17 protein-coding genes and 1 riboswitch are annotated in these 17081 nt (G+C 68.2%); of the genes, 8 read left to right on the top strand and 9 right to left on the bottom strand.

The window, feature by feature from the left end:
• The first annotated feature begins 150 nt into the window (after positions 1 to 150).
• From HV701_RS23365 to HV701_RS23350, 4 genes are all read left to right on the top strand, one after another.
• Complete coding sequence (locus tag HV701_RS23365) at positions 151 to 762, top strand: NAD(P)-dependent oxidoreductase (protein WP_175135390.1); 612 nt, start codon at positions 151 to 153, stop codon at positions 760 to 762.
• Positions 763 to 927: 165 nt separating this feature from the next.
• Entirely contained in the window at positions 928 to 1380 is a 453-nt protein-coding gene (locus tag HV701_RS23360; protein ID WP_175135389.1) for a nuclear transport factor 2 family protein, read from the top strand.
• An 11-nt stretch (positions 1381 to 1391) separates the two neighbouring features.
• Positions 1392 to 1961 carry a flavin reductase family protein gene (locus tag HV701_RS23355; RefSeq protein ID WP_175135388.1) on the top strand — a complete coding sequence of 190 codons (570 nt, stop codon included), beginning with the start codon at positions 1392 to 1394 and terminating at the stop codon, positions 1959 to 1961.
• Positions 1962 to 1965: 4 nt separating this feature from the next.
• Positions 1966 to 2463 (top strand): nucleoside 2-deoxyribosyltransferase, encoded by a 498-nt coding sequence (locus HV701_RS23350; protein ID WP_175135387.1) that lies wholly within the window; start codon positions 1966 to 1968, stop codon positions 2461 to 2463.
• Here HV701_RS23350 and HV701_RS23345 read toward each other — a convergent pair.
• Positions 2460 to 3122: a TetR/AcrR family transcriptional regulator gene (locus HV701_RS23345; RefSeq protein WP_175135386.1), complete on the bottom strand. Its 663-nt coding sequence runs from the start codon at positions 3120 to 3122 to the stop codon at positions 2460 to 2462. The two genes, HV701_RS23350 and HV701_RS23345, sit on opposite strands and share 4 nt — an antisense overlap.
• 153 nt (positions 3123 to 3275) lie before the next feature.
• Between HV701_RS23345 and HV701_RS23340 the strand changes: the two genes are divergently transcribed.
• Positions 3276 to 4487 (top strand): MFS transporter, encoded by a 1212-nt coding sequence (locus HV701_RS23340; RefSeq protein WP_175135385.1) that lies wholly within the window; start codon positions 3276 to 3278, stop codon positions 4485 to 4487.
• A gap of 80 nt (positions 4488 to 4567) precedes the next feature.
• On the opposite strand, the gene ribB is transcribed toward HV701_RS23340, so the two are convergent.
• Together ribB and HV701_RS23330 are read right to left on the bottom strand one after the other, a co-directional pair.
• The gene (gene ribB, locus HV701_RS23335) at positions 4568 to 5281 is read right to left on the bottom strand and encodes a 3,4-dihydroxy-2-butanone-4-phosphate synthase (RefSeq protein ID WP_175135384.1); all 714 of its coding nucleotides are present in this window, start codon (positions 5279 to 5281) and stop codon (positions 4568 to 4570) included.
• Between the two features lie 109 nt (positions 5282 to 5390).
• Positions 5391 to 5545: riboswitch (FMN riboswitch) on the bottom strand.
• 203 nt (positions 5546 to 5748) lie between these two features.
• On the bottom strand, positions 5749 to 6267 hold the full coding sequence (locus HV701_RS23330) for an SET domain-containing protein (protein WP_175135383.1): 519 nt from the start codon (positions 6265 to 6267) through the stop codon (positions 5749 to 5751).
• A gap of 109 nt (positions 6268 to 6376) precedes the next feature.
• Between HV701_RS23330 and HV701_RS23325 the strand changes: the two genes are divergently transcribed.
• The gene (locus tag HV701_RS23325) at positions 6377 to 7297 is read left to right on the top strand and encodes a bestrophin family protein (RefSeq protein WP_175135382.1); all 921 of its coding nucleotides are present in this window, start codon (positions 6377 to 6379) and stop codon (positions 7295 to 7297) included.
• Positions 7298 to 7367: 70 nt separating this feature from the next.
• Here HV701_RS23325 and HV701_RS23320 read toward each other — a convergent pair whose 3' ends face one another.
• A complete protein-coding gene (locus HV701_RS23320; protein ID WP_175135381.1) occupies positions 7368 to 7838 on the bottom strand; it encodes an Lrp/AsnC family transcriptional regulator in 471 nt (156 codons plus the stop codon).
• Between the two features lie 93 nt (positions 7839 to 7931).
• Between HV701_RS23320 and ilvB the strand changes: the two genes are divergently transcribed.
• Positions 7932 to 9755 (top strand): biosynthetic-type acetolactate synthase large subunit, encoded by a 1824-nt coding sequence (gene ilvB, locus HV701_RS23315; RefSeq protein ID WP_175135380.1) that lies wholly within the window; start codon positions 7932 to 7934, stop codon positions 9753 to 9755.
• Positions 9756 to 9762: 7 nt separating this feature from the next.
• Here the strand turns inward: ilvB and HV701_RS23310 are convergent, their stop codons facing one another.
• The 5 genes from HV701_RS23310 to HV701_RS23290 form a co-directional block, all read right to left on the bottom strand.
• Positions 9763 to 10545 (bottom strand): SDR family oxidoreductase, encoded by a 783-nt coding sequence (locus HV701_RS23310; protein ID WP_175135379.1) that lies wholly within the window; start codon positions 10543 to 10545, stop codon positions 9763 to 9765.
• A gap of 13 nt (positions 10546 to 10558) precedes the next feature.
• A complete protein-coding gene (locus tag HV701_RS23305; protein WP_175135378.1) occupies positions 10559 to 11413 on the bottom strand; it encodes an ABC transporter permease in 855 nt (284 codons plus the stop codon).
• Positions 11414 to 11420: 7 nt separating this feature from the next.
• Positions 11421 to 12191, bottom strand: coding sequence for an ABC transporter ATP-binding protein (locus HV701_RS23300; RefSeq protein WP_175135377.1), 771 nt, complete (start codon positions 12189 to 12191; stop codon positions 11421 to 11423).
• Positions 12191 to 13249, bottom strand: coding sequence for an ABC transporter substrate-binding protein (locus HV701_RS23295; RefSeq protein ID WP_175135376.1), 1059 nt, complete (start codon positions 13247 to 13249; stop codon positions 12191 to 12193). Before HV701_RS23295 ends, HV701_RS23300 begins: the two co-directional genes overlap by 1 nt.
• A gap of 134 nt (positions 13250 to 13383) precedes the next feature.
• Positions 13384 to 16035, bottom strand: coding sequence for a DNA topoisomerase III (locus tag HV701_RS23290; RefSeq protein WP_175135375.1), 2652 nt, complete (start codon positions 16033 to 16035; stop codon positions 13384 to 13386).
• A 62-nt stretch (positions 16036 to 16097) separates the two neighbouring features.
• On the opposite strand from HV701_RS23290, the gene HV701_RS23285 reads away from it, so the two are divergent.
• Positions 16098 to 17081: DUF2157 domain-containing protein (locus tag HV701_RS23285; RefSeq protein WP_175135374.1), on the top strand; the 984-nt coding region annotated here is incomplete at its 3' end.

Genomic DNA, 17081 nt, shown 5'->3' with positions numbered 1-17081 from the left:
CCATTGGTGCATGGATTGCAAAAAACTCTTCCGTGTCCGTGGGTTCCTGGATCCGATCCGGCCGAATAGTATGGCTTTGCCTGTGCTCCGGACCGCACAGCGCCGCGCGTCGCGGCCACCGTCCGGAGCCCACCTTCCAGGAGCAAGACCATGAAAATCGCATTGATCGGAATCACGGGCCGTGTCGGCTCGCGCGTGGCGGACGAACTGCTCAAGCGCGGCCACCAGGTCACGGGCATCGCCCGCAACCCGGGCGACGTCAATCCCCAGCCCGGCCTGACCGTCCAGCAGGGCGATGCCACCGACCCGCAGGCGCTCACACCGCTGCTCAAGGGCCATGATGCCGTCATCAGCGCCTCGCGCTTTGTCTCGACCGACGCCAAGCCGTTGCTGGCCGCCGTCAAGGACGCCGGCGTGCCGCGCCTGCTGGTGGTCGGTGGCGCGGGCAGCCTGGAAGTCGCGCCCGGCAAGATGCTGATCGACACCCCGGAATTTCCTGACGCCTACAAGCCCGAGGCCCGTGCCGGCGTGGTGTTCCTGGACACGCTGCGCCAGGAAAGCGTGCTGAACTGGACCTTCCTGTCGCCGTCGGCGCTGTTCGAGCCGGGCGAGCGCACCGGCGCCTTCCGCCTGGGCGACGACAGCCTGCTGGCCGATGCCGACGGCAAGAGCTGGATTTCGATGGAAGACTACGCCATCGCCCTGGCCGACGAGATCGAAGCGCCCAAGCACTCGCGCCGCCGCTTCACCGTCGGCTACTGAGCCGGTCCGCGTCGCTTTGCGGCGCAGGGCCGGCACGGCCCGCCCGCGCGGCGGGCGGCCGTGTCATTCTCAGGCGAAAGCCGTGGTCGCGGCAGGGGCGAATCGGCCGGTTTTGTTTGTAAACTGGCAAACCGCCAGCCGGCGGCCCTACCCTGAGTCGTTCGCATGAGCATGAAGTTGAAATCATTGGTCTTTTGCCTGTTGCTGGCCGCCAGCTGTGTGGCGCCGGCCCAGGCGGCCGCGCCGCAGTCCAACAAGGACATCGTGATGGCCTTCTTCCGCATGATGTTCCAGGACCGCGAGATCGACGAGGCGGCACGCCTGTACCTCGGCAAGCCCTACATCCAGCACAATCCCTACATGCGCGATGGCGTCGAGCCGATGCTGGACTTCTTTCCCCGGTACTTCGAACAGCACCCGCAGGCCAGCGTCGACATCAAGCGCGTCATCGCCGAGGGCGACCTGGTGATGATCCACAACTTGTGGAAGGAATCGCCGGAAGACCGCGGCCAGGCCGTGGTCGACATCTTCCGCGTCGAGAACGGCAAGATCGTCGAGCACTGGGACGTGAGCCAGGAAATCCCCGACAACCCCGCCAACCAGAACGGCATGTTCTGAGCCGCCCGCCCATGTCCGCCATCGAACCCGTCGACCTGCCCCGCGCCTACCTGCTGCTGAACCATGGCCCCACCGTGCTGGTCACCAGCGCCCACGGCGCCGAGCGCAACGTCATGGCCGCGGCCTGGGCCATGCCGTTGGATTTCAACCCACCCAAGATGCTGGTGGTGGTGGACAAGAACACCTACACCCGCGCCCTGATCGAGGCCTCCGGCGAATTCGCGCTGTGCATCCCGTCGCGCGCGCAGGCCCAGGCCACCCTGCAGGTCGGCTCGCATTCGGGCCGCGACGAAGACAAGTTCCAGGCCAGCGGCCTGACCACCTTCCCCGCCAGCAAGATCGGCGCGCCGCTGATCGAAGGCTGCCTCGGCTGGCTCGAATGCAAGGTGGTGCCCGAGCCGCACAACCAGCAGGCCTACGACCTGTTCATCGGCGAAGTGGTGGCGGCCTGGGCCGCGCCCGACGTGTTCTCCGGCAACCGCTGGCACTTCAACGACGACGCGCGCCGCTCGGTGCATTACGTCGCCGGCGGTTCGTTCTTCGCCACCGGCGAAGCGTTTGCCGTCTCCGACCCGGAGTAAGCCCATGCGCCGTGTCTACCTCGCCGGCTTCGACGTGTTCCTGCCCGACGCGGTGGCGCACGGCGAACGACTCAAGGCGCTGGCGGCCGCGCATGGCTTCGAAGGCCTCTACCCGCTGGACAACGCGCCGCCGGCCGGCCTGTCCGGCGTGGCGCTGGCGCAATGGATCTACCAGGCCAACGTGGCGATGATCCGGCGCGCCGACCTGGTGATGGCCAACCTCAACACATTCCGTGGCGCCGAACCCGACTCGGGCACGGCCTTCGAGGTCGGCTACGCCATCGCCCTGGGCAAGCCGGTGTGGGGCTATACGTCGCAGGCCGGCAGCGTGCGCGAGCAGGTCGCCGTGGGCGTGGCCGCCGACGATGCGGCGCGCGCGGTGGACGCGCAAGGCTTCACCGTCGAGGACTTCGGCTTGAACCTGAACCTGATGCTGGCGTGCAGCGCCCGCATCGTGGTGGGCGATGCCGCCGACTGCCTGGCGCGCATGGCGCGCGGCTAGCGCGCCGTCTTGCGGGTGCGGGCGGGCCGGGCCGTGGCGCGGGCCGGCGCCATGCCCAGATATCCCATCACCGCGTCCACCACCGCCTGTTCCAGCTGCCCGGCGCTGAATCCGGCCGGCGGCTCCAGCGCGGCCGCGTGCACCATGGATTCCATGATGCGCAGCACCACGTAGGTGGCCAGCTCGCGGTCGGGCTGCGCGATCTCGGCGCGATGCAGTTCCAGCAGGTGGCGCATGCGCCGGTGGATGTCCTGGTCGGCGCGGCTGTGGTCGCGCGGCGGGTCGAACAACGGGAATTCCCGCTCCAGCACGCGGTGCAACGCCGGCTCCAGCAGGTGCGCGCGCAGCGAGGCGGCGACGATGGCCGCGACCCGCTCGCGCAGCGTGGCCGCGGGGTTGCCGTCCAGCACCTGGTCGATCAGCGCCAGCATCTGCTGGTCGTGGCGGTCGTGCAGCGCCGCGATCAGCGCGTTCTTGTTGGGGAAGTACTGGTACAGCGAGCCGATGCTGACGCCGGCGGTCTCGGCGATCCGGTTGGTGTTGGTGCCGGCGTAGCCGTGCTCGGCCAGAACGCGAGCTGTCGCCTGCAAAATGGCGTCCACGGTTTGCTGTGAACGCTGCTGGCGCGGCGATTTACGGGGCTGCGGAATGGATGTCATGGGCGGCGGGGAAAGCGAGTTTCAAACCTGAGTACGGGCTCATAAAATTTCGATACGCAATGCAATTGCGTCGAGCACCGGCGGATTATGCCATCGCTGATTACAGCGAGCCGGCCGCTCGGCGCCGCTTTTCCCCCTCTTCAAGGAATCCTCATGTCGAGTGCATCGAAGGCCGCGGCGCTGCCCGCGGCCGGCGGGGCCGCGCGCCCCGTATTCATGCAGATATTGCCCCTGGCGCTGGCGGTGTTCGTTGGCTTCTTTATGGTTGGCCTGCCAATGCCGGTGCTGCCGCTCTACGTCGATGGCGTGCTGGCGCAGGGCGCGCTGGTGGTGGGTATCGTGGCCGGCCTGCAATTTGCCTCGGCGCTGCTGTCGCGTGCCTACGCCGGCGCGCTGGCCGACCGTCGCGGCGCCCGGCGCGCCGTGGTCAGCGGCTTTTTGCTGGGCTCGGTCGCCGGCCTGCTCTACCTGCTGGCCGACGACCTGGCGCGGCAGCAACCGCGCGCGGCGCTGGCCGCGCTGATGGCGGGCCGCGCCATCATGGGCTGCGCCGAGAGCCTGATTGTCACCGGCGCGCTCAGCTGGGGCGTGGGCCGCGTCGGGCCGCAGCACGCTGGCCGGGTCATGGCCTGGATCGGCGTGGCGATCTACGCCGCCTTCGGGCTGGGCGCGCCCGCCGGCATGCAGCTGTACGGCGCGGCCGGTTTTGGCGGCATTGCCTGGGCCACGGTGTTTATCCCCGTGGTGGCGTTGGCGCTGGTGCTGCCGCAACGCGGCGCGCCCGCGGCCGGCGGTGTGCGCACGCCGTTCTACCGGGTGCTGGGCCTGGTGGTGCTGCCCGGCCTGGGCCTGGCGTTGACCAGCGTCGGCTTTGGCGTCATCACCGCTTTCATCAGCCTGTTGTTCGCCGAGCGCGGCTGGAATGGCGCGGCCTGGATGTTCAGCCTGTTCGGGGTGGGCTTCATCGTGGCGCGGCTGTTCTTCGCGGGCCTGCCGGACAAGCTGGGCGGGGCGCGCGTGGCGCTGGTGTGCGTGCTGATCGAGGCGGCCGGCCAATGGCTGATCTGGATGGGCCCGACGCCGGCATGGGCGTTCGGCGGCGCGCTGTTGAGCGGCGCGGGCTACTCGCTGGCGTTCCCGGCGTTCGGCGTGGAAGCGGTGCGGCGCGTGCCGTCGGCCAGCCGGGGCGCGGCAATGGGGGCGTATGTGGCGTTCCTGGATGTGGCGCTGGGCATCGCCAGCCCCGTTGCCGGCTGGTTGGCGGGCATGCAGGGCTATGGCGCGGTCTATGCGCTGGGCGGCGGGTGCGCGCTGGGCGCGATGCTGGTGGCGATGGCGCTGCGTGGCCGCGCCGCCGCCGCATAGGCTGCGCCCAGCGCAGGGCCGCCGCGTGGGGCGATCTGATTGACGGTTACGGCGCCCGCCGCGGCGGGCGCCGTTTGCGTTCAGACGGTGGCGGCCATTTCCAGCACTTCGTCGTCCACCGGCGCTGCCTGGCCGTCGCGCAGCTGCTGCAGGTGGTCGGCCAGTTCGGCGATGGTCAGGGCGACCAGGCCATGTTGGGCGGCATAACGTTCGAGCGCGGCGCCGCGCATCATGGTGCCGTCGGCGTTCATCAGTTCGCACAACACGCCGGCCGGACGCAGGCCGGCCAGGGTGGCCAGGTCGACCGAGCCTTCGGTGTGGCCGCGGCGGGTCAGTACGCCGCCGGCCTGGGCCCGCAGCGGGAAGACGTGGCCGGGGCTGACGATGTCGTCGGCCTGGGCGGTGGGCGCGATGGCGGCGCGGATGGTGGTGACGCGGTCCACGGCCGACACGCCGGTGCTGACGCCTTCGCGCGCCTCGATCGAGACGGTGAAAGCGGTGGCGAAGCGGCTTTGGTTGCGCTGGACCATGGGGGCCAGGTCCAGGCGGTCGAGCACTTCGCCGGGCAGGCACAGGCAGACGATGCCGCTGCCGTCGCGGATCAGCTGGGCCATGACGGGCACGGTCAGCTTGTCGGCGGCGACGATGAGGTCGGCCTCGTTTTCACGGTCGAAGTCATCCATGAGGATGACGGGACGGCCCAGGCGCAGGTGATGCAGGGCGCGTTGCAGGCGCACGGCGAAGGGCTGGGCGGCCAGGCTGGGGGACTGCGGGGTAAGGGTAACGTTGGACATTGAAACGCTCTCGCGAAAAAGTGGGCGAAAAACGTTTCAGGGCTCATCGACAGCCGAACGCAAACCGTCTGCCCAGGCGTTTGGCGCCCGGACAGGGGGTCATGTGACGGCACATCTTCTCTCATCCGGACTGTGACCGTCGGCCCTGGCATCTCACCAGATCTGCTGACCCCGGTGTCCGTGATGGACGCCGGGCGCTCGCGGGCTCGCCAAATTGCTTGGCATACCGCCGGTGGGGAATTTCGCCCCGCCCTGAAGACGTACTGCTTGTTTGTCGTGTTAACGACATCGGGGATTTTACGCCTGTCTTGGGAATGGGGCGGAATATGCTTATTCGGGGTGGGGGTTTGTTGGCGTCTGGGTGGGGTTCTTGGGACGCCGGGGGGAGCGGGGCTAGGGGGGCTGGATATCGGGTGTCGGGCGAGCGCAGCCAGCGTGGCTGCGCGGTTGGCGCCCTCGCCGCTCGATTACCTCGCGGCTTCGGTTTGCGCTTCAGCCTTTTTCTTTTTCTTCTTCTCCGGCAGGGCCAGCATGGTGCCGCGGCACGGCGGGGTGCCGCAGAGGCATTTGTAGCCTTCTTTCAGGGCCTTGGTGATGCGGCCGTCCAGGACCAGGCCGTAGTCGTACGACAGTTCGGTGCCGCGCGGGATGTCTTGCAGGGCGACGATGTAGACGCGCTTGCCGTGCTTGCCTTCCTGGGCTTCGCAGTTGGGCTCGCAGGAATGGTTGATCCAGCGGGCGTCATTGCCGTTGTCGCCGCCGTCGATGACGCGGCCGGAGCTCAGGGCGAAGAAGAAAGTGTGGAAGGGATCGTCGGGGTTGGTGGGGTGGCGGCGATCGGCTTCCTTGGCGCTGATGCGGGCGCCGCCGTATTCGATGATGCGGGTGCCCGCGGGAATCTTGCGGGCGGCGAAGACGCCGTTGCCGTGCAGCTTGGAGCGGCGCACGACGTACCAGGGCTTGATGGGGGTGTCTTCGGTGGTCATTGATTGGCGGCAGTGGGGCGGTGAGACGAAACAGAATTATATCGGCGCGCTCATGACACGATGACAGGCGTATAGTGAGCGCCGCCTTGTTTTTTTCCGTACCCGCACCATGATTGTCCGTCCGCGGCCTTCCGCGCTGGCTCTGTTCTTTGTCTTGCGCGGTTCGATCATCCCGCGCATCTTCAGCCGCATCCTGGTGATCACCGTATTGTCGTGCGTGGTGGTGTGGATGTATCACCGGCACGGGTTCTCGCCCGCGCATCTGTCGGCGGTGCCGTTTTCCCTTTTCGGGCTGGCGCTGTCGGTGTTCATGGGGTTTCGCAACAACGTCTGCTATGACCGCTGGTGGGAAGCGCGCAAGCAATGGGGCGACCTGATCGTGCAGGCGCGCAGCCTGGCGCGCGAAAGCGCGGTGCTGCTGGCGGCCAGTACCGCCAATCCGGTGCAGGAGCGGCTGGTGCGGCGCTGCATCGGCTTCGGTTATGCGCTGGCGGCGCGGCTGCGCGACCAGGACATGCTGGCGGCGGTGCAGCCGTGGGTACAGCCGGACGAGCTGGAGACACTGGCTGGCAACCGCAACGTGCCTGACGCGTTGCTGCTGGCGATCAACCGCGACCTGGCGGCCTGCCTGCGGCGCGGCGAACTGACCGACATCCTGTACCAGGCGCTGACCCAGCGGGTGGCGCAATGCGCGGCGATCCAGGCGGCCTGCGAACGCATCAAGTACACGCCGACGCCCTTCGCCTATTCGCTGCTGCTGCATCGCACCGCCTGGCTGTTCTGCCTGCTGCTGCCGTTCGGGCTGGTGGGCACGCTGGAATACATGATGCCAGTGGCGGTCACCATCATCGCCTACACCTTCTTCGGGCTGGACGCGCTGGGCGACGAACTGGAAGATCCGTTCGGCCTGGAGGAAAACGACCTGCCGCTGTCGGCGCTGGCGCGGGTGATCGAGATTGACCTGCTGGACGGGCTGGGCGTGCGGCCGCTGCCCGAACCGGCGCAGCCGGTCGATTGCGTGCTGCGCTGACATCGCCGCGGCCGTCGCGTATTCACGGACGCGGGATGCGTTGCCTGGGCCGGCCCTGCCTGCTGCCCGCTCAGCCCGCCGGCCCGTTCAGCGGCAGCATGGTTTCCTTCAGGCGCCGCAGCACGAAACAGGATTTGCTGTGGCGGATGCCGGGGATGCGGTACAGCTGCTCGCGCAGCAGCCGCTCGTAGTCGCGGGTGTCGCGCACGGCGATGCGGATGTAGTAGTCGTAGTCACCCGACACCAGGAAGGCTTCCAGCACTTCCGGGATCTGCGCCAGCGCGCGCCCGAATTCATAAAGCGTTTCCTCGCTGTGGCTTTCCAGGGTCACGTGGACGATGACCGTGTCCATGAAGCCCAGGCTGGCCGGGTCGATGTCGACCGTGTAGCCGCGGATGACGCCGGCCGCCTCCATGCGCTTGATCCGGTTCCAGCAGGGCGTGGACGACAGGCCGACCGCCGCGCCGATGTCGTTGAGGCTGGCGCGGGCGTTCTCCTGCAGCACGCGCAGAATCGCCAAATCAAACTTGTCCAGGTTCATTTTCTTTGTTTCCTCCTATCCAAAGATAAATTTACTGCGTTTGCCGGCAATTTGCGGAAAAGAAGATAAATATTCTCCCGGATTCCCAATAAGATGGATAGCATGAACGATCGCCTGCACCCCTCCGCCGTCGCCGCGCTTGCCGCGCCTGAAACTCCCCCCGCGAATGGGGCCAGGATTCTGCTGGAAACGCTGATTGCGCACGGCGTGGACACCGTGTTCGGCTATCCCGGCGGCGCCGTGCTGCCGCTGTACGACGCACTCTATGCCGAGCCGCGCCTGCGCCATGTGCTGGTGCGCCATGAACAGGCCGCGGTGCATGCCGCCGAGGGCTACGCCCGCACTACCGGCCGCACCGGCGTGGTGTTCGTGACTTCCGGGCCGGGCATGGCCAACACCACCTCGGGCCTGCTGGACGCCATGTGCGATTCGATCCCGGTGCTGTGCATCAGCGGTCAGGTCGCCACCAGCGCCATCGGCACCGACGCCTTCCAGGAATGCGATGCCATCGGCATTTCGCGCTCCGTGACCAAGTGGAACACCCAGGTGCGTGCGGTGGACGATGTCGCCAGCGTCACCGCCCGCGCCTTCGAACTGACGCGCCAGGGCCGCCCCGGCCCGGTGCTGCTGGACTTTCCCAAGGACGTGCAACTGGCGGTGCCACGTGACGCCGACGACGATGCGCCTTATGCGCCCTCGCAGCAACGTCTGGCGGCGCTGCGCGCGCGGCGCCAGTCGGGCAAGTTGGCGCCCAAGCTGCCGCAGTCGGCGGTGCGCCGCGCCGCCGCGCTGATCGCGCAGGCCAAGCGCCCCATCTTCTACGGCGGCGGCGGCCTGGTGAACGCCGGCCCCGAGGCCTGCGCCGCCTTCACCGAGCTGGTGCGCGCCACCGGCGCGCCCTGCACCCTGACGCTGATGGGCCTGGGGGCGTTCCCCGCCTCCGATCCGCAGTTCGTCGGCATGCTGGGCATGCACGGCACGGTCGAGGCCAACCTGGCCATGCACAACGCCGACCTGGTGGTGTGCATCGGCGCCCGTTTCGACGACCGCATCACCGGCAAGCTGTCCGAGTTCTGCCCGCATGCGCGCAAGATCCACATCGACATCGACCCGGCTTCCATCAACAAGGTGGTGCGGGTGGACGTGGCCCTGGTGGGCGACTGCCTGCCGCTGGTGCGCGCCCTGCACGCCGAACTGGGCGGGCCGCTCGACGCGGCGCGGCTGGCGCCGTGGTGGGCGCGGGTGCAGGCCTGGCGCGCGCAGGACTGCCTGGGCTACACCCCGGCGGCCGACGCCATCCTGCCGCAGCACCTGATGTCGCGCCTGAACGCGGCGCTGGCCGGGCGCGACGCCATCGTCTCGACCGACGTCGGCCAGCACCAGATGTGGGCGGCGCAGTACCTGCGCTTCGACCAGCCGTACCGCTGGCTCACCTCGGGTGGCGCCGGCACCATGGGCTACGGCGTGCCCGCCGCCATCGGCGCGCAGGTCGCGCATCCGGACAAGACCGTGGTGTGCGTCAGCGGCGATGCCTCGGTGCTGATGAACATCCAGGAACTGTCCACCGCCATGCAGCACCAGACGCCGGTCAAGGTCGTGCTGTGCAACAACGGCTACATGGGCATGGTGCGCCAGTGGCAGGAACTGATCCACGGCGGCCGCTACAGCCACAGCTACAACGCCTCGCTGCCCGACTTCGTAGCGCTGGCGCGGGCCTTTGGCTGGGGCGCGGCGCGGGTCGAGGACCCGGCGCAACTGGATGTGGCGCTGGCCGAATGCCTGGCGCACGACGGCCCCTACTTCCTCGATGTGGCAGTGACGGCGCAGGAGAACTGCTTTCCCATGATGCCGGCCGGCCATGGCCATCACAAGATGATGCTGGCCGAGGGCGTCTGGTACCAGGACGAGACGACCTGATCGCCCGCTAGAACTGGATCGACAGGCCGCCGTCCACCACCAGCACGTGGCCGTTCACATACGAGGCCGCCTTGGACGCCAGGAACACCGCCGCGCCGGCGATCTCTTCCGGGTCGCCCCAGCGCCCGGTGGGGTTGCGCGCCGCGATGCGCGGTCCGACAGCCGGGTCGGCCACCATGCCGGCATTGGTCTCGGTGGCGAAGGTGCCCGGCGCGATCGCGTTGCTGGTGATGCCGCGCCCGCCGAATTCCGCCGCCAGCGCCCGCACCATGCCGGTCAGCCCCTGCTTGGCGGCCGGATAGACCGCGTCGCCGGCGCGCGCCAGTTCCCCCACCACCGAGGTGATGGCGATCAGCCGGCCGCCGCCCTGGCGCACCATGCGTTCGGTGGCGTGCTTGGCCAGCAGGATGCCGGCCACCATGTCGGTGTCGATCAGTTCGCGGATCTCGGCGGCGCTGGTGGCGGCCAGCGTCTTGCGGTTGCGCGCGCCGACGTTGTTCACCAGGATGTCCAGGCGGCCGTGCTCGGCGTCGATGCGCGCGAACGCCCGCGCCATGGCCGCGTCGTCGCTGACGTCGAAGGCCAGCGCGTGCGCGTCCAGGCCGTCGCCCCGCAGCGCGGCGGCGGCGCTGGCGGCGGCCGGTTCGTTGCGGCCGTTGATCAGCACGCGCGCGCCGCTGCCGGCCAGCGCGCGGGCGATACAGAAGCCCAGCCCGCGGGCCGAGCCGGTCACCAGCGCGACCTGGCCGCTCAGGTCGAAGTTGCGCAGGTAGGGCAAGGAAGTCGTCATGGTCGGGCTCGGTTCATTCGCGGAATTCGGGCGCCCAGTGCAGCAGCCGCCGTTCCAGCCAAGTCACGCAGTACACCAGCGCGATGCCGACGATGGACAGCAGCGTGACCGCGGCGAACATGTCGGTGGCGTTCAGTGTAGCCAGCGCGGTGATCATCAGGTAGCCCATGCCGGTGGTGGAACCGACGAACTCGGCCAGCACCACGCCGATCAGCGCGAAGCTGATGGCGTTGGGCAGCGCGGCGAAGGTCCAGGCCGCCGCGGTCGGGATACGCACGCGCCACAGGATCTGGCGCGGCGAGCCGCCCAGCGTGCGGCAGAAGTCGACCAGCTCGCGCTCGACGCTGCGCCCGCCCTTGTAGGTGTTGAAGAACACCAGGAAGAACACCACGAACCACGAGGTCACGACTTTCGAGGCCAGCCCCAGGCCGAAGAACATGGTGATGAGCGGCACGAAAGCGATGCGCGGCATCGAGTTGAAGGCCACGATGAACGGGTTGAACACGTCCGCCAGGAAGCGGCTGCGGCTCAGGGTCATGCCCACCAGGAAGCCGCTGCCCACGCCCACCAGCAGCCCGATCAGCGTGGCCTGCAACGTCAGCCACAGATGCGGCCAGACCGAGCGCGGTCCGGGCTGCAGCCATTCCCACAGCCGCACCGCCACGCGCGAAGGCTGGCTGATGAAGAACGGATCGAACAGCGTGTTCTGCGTGAACCACGGGATGCGCGTCAGCGTTTCCCAGGCGCCCAGGATGAGGGCCAGGATCAGGACCTGCCACAGCGTGATGCGTACGCGCCGCAAGGCGCTGGCGCGGCGGTCCAGCCGCAACTGATCCTGCAGGCTATCGGTGAATTCGGGAGCGGTCATGGCGGAATCAGGCGGCGGCGCGGAACTGCTGGCCCAGCACGCTCCAGAGGCTTTGCACATGGGCAACGAACTGCGGCGTTTCGCGCAGGGTGAAGACGTCGCGCGGATGCGGGATGGCGATGCGCTCGTCCAGCAGTACGCGGCTGGGCGGGCCGGACAGCACCACCACGCGGTCCGACAGCAGGATGGCCTCGTCCAGGTCGTGCGTGACCAGCACCACGGTCTGGCCCAGCTTGCGCCAGATCTCCATCAGCTCGCGGTGCAGGTGGGTCTTGGTGTGCGTGTCCAGCGCGCCGAATGGCTCGTCCAGCAGCAGGATGCGCGGCTCCACCGCCAGGCTCATCAGCAGCGCCACGCGCCGCCGCATGCCGCCCGACAGTTGGTGCGGAAAGGCGTCGGCGAAGGCCGTCAGGTGGCCCAGTTCCAGCAGCTCGGCCACGCGGCTGGCGATGCGCGCGGCCGGCACGCCCTGGAACTTCAGGCCCAGCGCCACGTTCTTTTTCACGCTGAACCAGGGCAGCAGCGTGTCCTTCTGAAAGATGTAGCCCAGCGCCGGCGGCACCTGGCCGTCGACCACCTGGCCGTCCACCACGATGCGGCCAGTGGTGGGCGGCAGGAAGCCGGCGATCATGTTCAGCAGCGTGCTCTTGCCGCAGCCCGAGGGGCCGACGATGGACACGAACTCGCCCGCCGCGATCTCCAGGCTGACCTCGCCCACCGCGTGGGTGGTGCCCTGGCGCGTCTGGTAGGCCTTGCCTACCCGGTCCAGCGTGATCATCAAAGGCCCCGGGCGCGGCGCACGAAGCCCATGTCGACGCACTTGGCGTAGGGCACGGTCTTGATCTCGTCGTTCGAGAACTGGCGGCCGTCGCCCATGATCGCGGTCATGCGATCGTAGGCGTCCTGGGTGATGAGGTTGTCCTTCAGGAACACCGTGTCCTTGTACACCCCGAGCGTCTTCTCGATGGCGGCGCGCGGGAAGGCGTTCAGATAATCGTCGTAGATCGTGTCGGCGATCTCGGCGGCGCTATGGGCCGTGATGAAATCCTGCGCCCGCACCAGCCCGGTGACGAAGGCCTGCACCGTCTCGGGCCGCTTCTGGATAGTGTCCTGCAGTGTCAGCGCGGCGATGCCCGGCACGTCGCCGCCCATGAACTCGTTCCACGAGGCTTCGGTGGTGGCGTCGAAGATCGGCACGCCCCAGCCTTCCTGTTTGGCTTGTTCCATCATCGACATGGTGGCCATGCTGGCGGCCACCGAGCCGGTCTTGAGCGCGCCCAGCATGGTGGCCAGGTCGCCCAGGGGGCGGATGTCGACCTTGTCGGCCACGCCGGCCTTCTGCATCAGGTACAGCGCCATCAGCCAGGTGCTGGACTGCGGCTGGGTCGCGCCCACGCGCTTGCCGGCCAGGTCCTTGAGCGACGTGATCTTGCCGCTGTCGAAGTCCTCGCGCCGCACGATGACGTTGGCGTAGGTCAGCTTGCGGTCGAAGCCGAACACCAGCGTGGCCGGCTTGCCAGCCAGCGTCAGGGCCGGCGCGGCGGTGGCGGCGGTGGCGCCGAAGGCGATCTGGCCGGCCGCCAGCAGCTGGTTGGTGCGCGGGCCGCTTTGCGAATTCAGGTACTCGACCTCCAGGCCGGCTTCGCCGAAATAGCCCTTCTTGAGCGCCACGTAGCCGGCCGCGAAAAACGGATCGATGCTGCCCTGCCCGTAGACCACGCGGCCCAGCTTGGGCTGGGCGAAGGCGACACGGCCGCCGATCAAGGTCACGCCGGCCAGCGCCCCGGTGGCGGCCAGCACGCGGCGGCGGGTGGTGAAGTGGGGGCTGGTGCTCATGTCGTCCTCGGTCTTGATCGGGTTGTGATTGTTTGGCGTCAACAATACCGCAGCGGCGCTTGCCGTCCAACAATGGAAAACGCCCGGTTGCCCGGGCGTTCTCGTCGTGCCACGCCAGTGTAGACCGTGGCGGCTCAGGCCGCGGTCTTCTTGGGCGCGGCTTTCTTCACGGCCTTCTTGGCGGTGGTCTTGGTTGCCGCTTTGGTCGCCGTCTTGGTGGCCGTTTTCGTTGCGGTCTTTTTCACCGCGGCTTTCTTGGCCGGCGCTTTCTTGGCCGCCGTCTTGGTCGCGCTGGCGGCGGTCTTGGCGGGGGCGCGGCCACGGCCGGGCTTCTCGGGACGCGGCTCGAACTCGAAGCCGATCTTGCCGTCGGGCTGGCGCACCAGGAAGGCCTTGAACTTGCGGTTGGTGCGGCTGGAGACAAAGCCGTCGAGCAGGTCGGTGCGGCCGTCGGTCAGCAGCTTTTCCATCTGCTCGCGCGAGATTTCCTGCTGCAGGATGACCTTGCCGGAGCGGAAGTCGCAACTCTTCTCAGGGCCGACCGACTTCTCGCAGACATAGCTCATGCCGTGCTCGAACACGCGCGACTGGCACTTGGGGCAGTTGCCCACCGGCGTGTGGCCGGAGAAGTCCACCGCCTCGTTGTCGTCCTCGTCGTTCTGGCCGAAGTCGAATTCCAGCTTGTACTCGTCGCTGATGCGCAGGATGGCGGCGAACGGCCGGCCCATCTTGCTGATGAAACCCTGCAGCGGGCCGATCTCGCGCTTGGCCAGCAGTTCCTCGACTTCCGGCAGCTCGAAGGTGCGTCCGCCCGGGTGCTTGCCGATCGAGAAGTCGCAGTGGGTGCAGGCAAAGCGGCGGTAGTTCTCCTTGACCACCGCGCCGCACTTGGGGCACGGCGTCTGCAGCGTGGCGTAGTCGCCGGGCACCGTGTCGCGCTCGTATTCCTTGGCGCGCTTGACGATCACCTGCGTCATCTGGGCGATCTCGCGCATGAAGGCCTGGCGGTCCAGCGCGCCCTGCTCGATCTGCTTGAGCTTGTGTTCCCATTCGCCGGTCAGTTCGGGCGAGGTCAGTTCCGACACGTCCAGGCCCGACAGCAGCGTCATCAGCTGGCGCGCCTTGGCGGTCGGCACCAGGTCGCGGCCCTCGCGGCGCAGGTACAGCTCGTTGAGCAGGCCTTCGATAATGGCCGCGCGCGTGGCTGGCGTGCCCAGGCCGCGCTCGGACATGGCCTCGCGCAGTTCCTCGTCGTCCACCAGCTTGCCGGCGCCTTCCATGGCCGACAGCAGCGTGCCTTCGTTAAAGCGCGCCGGCGGCTTGGTGGTCAGGCCCACGGCTTCGACGTCCTCGGTGCGCACGGTCTCGCCGTCGCCCACCGGCACCAGGTTGGCGTCCTCGCCCTGGGCTTCCTTGCCGTACACGGCCAGCCAGCCCGGGTTGACCAGCACCTTGCCGTCGGTGCGGAAGCGATGCCCCTGCACTTCGGTCATGCGGGTGGTGACGCGATATTCGGCGGCCGGGAAGAACACCGCCAGGAAGCGCTTGAGCACCAGGTCGTAGAGCTTGGCCTCGGCCTCGCTCAGGTCGTGCGGGATCTGCAGCGTCGGGATGATCGCAAAGTGATCCGACACCTTCTTGTTGTCGAAGATGCGGCGGTTCGGCTTGACCCATTGCTGGCTGACCACGGTGCCGGCATGGCGCGACAGCCCGCCGACGGCGTTCGAGCCGCCCTGGGCCAGCGCGCGCATGGTTTCCTGCACCGTGCCGATGTAGTCCTCGGGCAGATAGCGCGAATCGGTACGCGGATAGGTCAGCGCCTTGTGACGTTCGTACAGGGTCTGGGCCAGCGCCAGGGTGGTCTTGGCCGAGAAGCCAAAGCGGCCGTTGGCCTCGCGTTGCAGCGAGGTCAGGTCGTACAGGGCCGGCGACATCTGGGTCGACGGCTTGGATTCCTCGGTGACGCTGCCCGGCTGTTCGCGGCAGGCGGCCACCACGCTCTGGGCGGCGGCCTGCGACCACAGGCGCGATTCGCGCTTCTCGGGGTCGCGCTCGTCCTTTTTGAAGTCCGGATCGATCCAGCGGCCCTCGTACAGGCCGGCGGCCGCCACGAAGGTGGCGCGCACTTCCCAGTAGTCGCGCGGCACGAAGCGGCGGATGCGTTCCTCGCGCTCGGCCACGATGGCCAGCGTGGGCGTCTGCACCCGGCCCACCGGCGTCTTGAAGAAGCCGCCGTCCTTGCTGTTGAAGGCGGTCATGGCGCGCGTGCCATTGATGCCCACCAGCCAGTCGGCCTCGGCGCGCGAACGGGCGGCGGCCTCCAGCGGCTTGAGCTGGGCGTCGTCGCGCAGATTGGCGAAGGCCTCGCGGATGGCGGCCTGCGTCATGGATTGCAGCCACAGGCGCTGGATCGGCTTTTTCACCCCGGCGTACTGGATGATGTAGCGGAAGATCAGCTCGCCCTCGCGTCCCGCGTCACAGGCGTTGATGATGGCATCGACGTCCTTGCGCTTGGCCAGCCGCACCAGCAGCTTGAGGCGCTCGGCCGATTTCTTGTCGGTCGGGCCCAGTTCGAATTCAGGCGGAATTACGGGCAGGTGCGTGAAGCTCCACTTCCCCTTGACCGGATCGTTGGGCGCGACCAAGCTAAGCAAATGGCCGATGCTCGACGCCAGCACGTAACGTTCGCTTTCAAAATAGTCGCCCTCGCGCGCGAAGCCTCCCAAGGCGCGTGATATATCAAGGGCCACCGAGGGCTTCTCGGCAATAATCAGCGTTTTATTCATGTGTATCCAGTGGCGGCAGACCCGCCGTAGTAGCGCGGATAATAAGATCGGAGTTTCGCGATATGCAAGTCGGCATTGAACGGCAAGTGGGATCGGAACTTCACGCATGGCGCCAATTCCTGGCACGCAGCACCCTTTGGCTGGGGGTGCTGCTGCTCGGCAGCGCCGCCATTTGCTGGGTCGCCGCGAACTGGCAGGACATGACCAAAGTGCAGCGCTTTGCCGGCGCGCAGGGCTTGCTGGCCCTGTGCGCGCTGGCCGCGGCGTGGGCCGGGTTGCGCCTGCGCGGCACCCCCGGCGTACGCCGCAGCATCCCCGGCGCGCTGCTGGCCCTGGCCGGCATCCTGCTGGGCGCGCTGCTCGCGTTATTAGGTCAAACTTACCAGACTGGCGCCGATACCTGGGAATTGTTCGCCTGGTGGGCGCTTCTGCTGCTGCCCTGGGCGCTGGCCGCGGCCAGCCAGGCGGTCTGGCTGCTGTGGGCGCTGGTGACCAACGTCGCCCTGGTCCTGTGGCTGGGTGAGCACGCCCTCAGTTGGTGGCTGATCCTCGGCGGCCCCGAGGTCGCCAGCCTGATCGTGGCCGCCTGGAACCTGCTGCTGTTGCTGGGCTGGGAACTGGCCGCGCACCGCTGGCGCGCCAGCACCTTGGTCGGACCGCGGGTCCTGGCGGCGCTGGTGATCAGCGCGCTGGTGACGGCACTGGTGTTCGGCCCGATGGTGACGGTGCTGGTGATCGGCAACGGCATGGCGGGCGGCCTGGGTTCCATCAACGGCCTGGCCTGGATCGCGGTGACGCTGGGCCTGGGTTTCTATTACCAGCGCGGCCGCCGCGACTTGGTCATCCTGGCCATGCTGGTGGCTGGCGTCATCTGCGTGTCGCTGCGCATCGTTGGCGAATGGCTGCTGCGACTGGAGCCCGGCGTCTGGGCGGCCCTGCCCCTGGCGGCGCTGCTGATGGCCGAAGGCGTATGGGCCGCGCGCTGGCTGCGTGGGCTGGCCCAGCCGGCGCGGGCCGCCGCCGCTGCCGCGCCCGCCGATGCCGAG

The organism is Achromobacter pulmonis, from assembly GCF_902859765.1.
Taxonomy (GTDB): domain Bacteria; phylum Pseudomonadota; class Gammaproteobacteria; order Burkholderiales; family Burkholderiaceae_B; genus Achromobacter; species Achromobacter pulmonis.
The sequence above is the reverse complement of the archived record's forward strand: the minus strand, read 5'-3'. Positions and strand labels throughout refer to the sequence as shown.

What these genes read in the sequence shown, in the direction of transcription:
- ilvB (WP_175135380.1), top strand. Translation starts at nt 7,932, where the DNA reads ATGGATAGCATGAACGATCGCCTGCACCCCTCCGCCGTCGCCGCGCTT.
- HV701_RS23355 (WP_175135388.1), top strand. Translation starts at nt 1,392, where the DNA reads ATGTCCGCCATCGAACCCGTCGACCTGCCCCGCGCCTACCTGCTGCTG.
- HV701_RS23290 (WP_175135375.1), bottom strand. Translation starts at nt 16,035, where the DNA reads ATGAATAAAACGCTGATTATTGCCGAGAAGCCCTCGGTGGCCCTTGAT.
- HV701_RS23350 (WP_175135387.1), top strand. Translation starts at nt 1,966, where the DNA reads ATGCGCCGTGTCTACCTCGCCGGCTTCGACGTGTTCCTGCCCGACGCG.
- HV701_RS23330 (WP_175135383.1), bottom strand. Translation starts at nt 6,267, where the DNA reads ATGACCACCGAAGACACCCCCATCAAGCCCTGGTACGTCGTGCGCCGC.
- HV701_RS23300 (WP_175135377.1), bottom strand. Translation starts at nt 12,191, where the DNA reads ATGATCACGCTGGACCGGGTAGGCAAGGCCTACCAGACGCGCCAGGGC.
- HV701_RS23325 (WP_175135382.1), top strand. Translation starts at nt 6,377, where the DNA reads ATGATTGTCCGTCCGCGGCCTTCCGCGCTGGCTCTGTTCTTTGTCTTG.
- HV701_RS23365 (WP_175135390.1), top strand. Translation starts at nt 151, where the DNA reads ATGAAAATCGCATTGATCGGAATCACGGGCCGTGTCGGCTCGCGCGTG.
- ribB (WP_175135384.1), bottom strand. Translation starts at nt 5,281, where the DNA reads ATGTCCAACGTTACCCTTACCCCGCAGTCCCCCAGCCTGGCCGCCCAG.
- HV701_RS23305 (WP_175135378.1), bottom strand. Translation starts at nt 11,413, where the DNA reads ATGACCGCTCCCGAATTCACCGATAGCCTGCAGGATCAGTTGCGGCTG.
- HV701_RS23320 (WP_175135381.1), bottom strand. Translation starts at nt 7,838, where the DNA reads ATGAACCTGGACAAGTTTGATTTGGCGATTCTGCGCGTGCTGCAGGAG.
- HV701_RS23295 (WP_175135376.1), bottom strand. Translation starts at nt 13,249, where the DNA reads ATGAGCACCAGCCCCCACTTCACCACCCGCCGCCGCGTGCTGGCCGCC.
- HV701_RS23360 (WP_175135389.1), top strand. Translation starts at nt 928, where the DNA reads ATGAGCATGAAGTTGAAATCATTGGTCTTTTGCCTGTTGCTGGCCGCC.
- HV701_RS23340 (WP_175135385.1), top strand. Translation starts at nt 3,276, where the DNA reads ATGTCGAGTGCATCGAAGGCCGCGGCGCTGCCCGCGGCCGGCGGGGCC.
- HV701_RS23310 (WP_175135379.1), bottom strand. Translation starts at nt 10,545, where the DNA reads ATGACGACTTCCTTGCCCTACCTGCGCAACTTCGACCTGAGCGGCCAG.
- HV701_RS23345 (WP_175135386.1), bottom strand. Translation starts at nt 3,122, where the DNA reads ATGACATCCATTCCGCAGCCCCGTAAATCGCCGCGCCAGCAGCGTTCA.